Source organism: Herbaspirillum sp. B65 (assembly GCF_000333555.1).
Lineage (GTDB): Bacteria > Pseudomonadota > Gammaproteobacteria > Burkholderiales > Burkholderiaceae_D > Herbaspirillum > Herbaspirillum rubrisubalbicans.
This window is the reverse complement of sequence record NZ_BADI01001102.1, coordinates 1-645: the sequence shown is the minus strand read 5'-3', so window position 1 is coordinate 645 and position 645 is coordinate 1. Positions and strand designations below refer to the sequence as shown.

Below are 645 nucleotides of genomic sequence, written 5' to 3'. Positions count from 1 at the left end.
CCCAGCAATTCATCCTGGCGGCAGCATTCCAGCGTCTTCACGTGCATGGTGCCGGCGGCGCGGCCGGCCGGGTTGTAGCCGACTTCACCGCCGAAGGCGTGGGTCAGCAACTGGTGACCGTAGCAGATGCCGAACATGGGCGTGTCCAGCTCGGCGGCGTCGCGGATCCACTCGGCGGTGCGCTCGCTCCAGTCTTCCTTGTCGGTCACCATGGCCGGAGAACCGGTGATGAAGACCGCGCGATAGCTGCGTGGGCAGGCCGGGCGCTGGCCTTCATATACGGTCACCACTTCGATTTCACTCTGGCATAGGCCGGCAGCGCAGCCGATCTGGTCGGCATAACCACCGTAGTTAGTCTTGAGGGCAGGATTGGCGTCGCCGGTTTGAATGATCAGGACTGGGGCAGGCATAAAAACGTGGTCGGTATTCAGGGCAAAACTGGCAGCGGAGGCTTTTCTCGTGAAAATGCTTCCTGCATTGTTTTCGAATGTCGACTGGAGAAAACCTGCGGCGCCAGGATGAAATCGGCCGGCTCGGCGCGGCCTTCGAGACCATGCGTTCGGAGATCGCCAACCGCGAACTGAAGATCAGTCGCCTGGCGTACCAGGACCAGTTGACTGGCCTGCCCAACCGGGTGCAGTTTGC

General features: G+C 61.6%; 1 protein-coding gene. It reads right to left on the bottom strand.

All coding sequences use genetic code 11. From position 1 onward, the window contains the following. Positions 1-410: glutamine amidotransferase-related protein (locus I5W_RS26140; RefSeq protein ID WP_044531452.1), on the bottom strand; the 410-nt coding region annotated here is incomplete at its 3' end. Between the last annotated feature and the right edge of the window lie 235 nt (positions 411-645).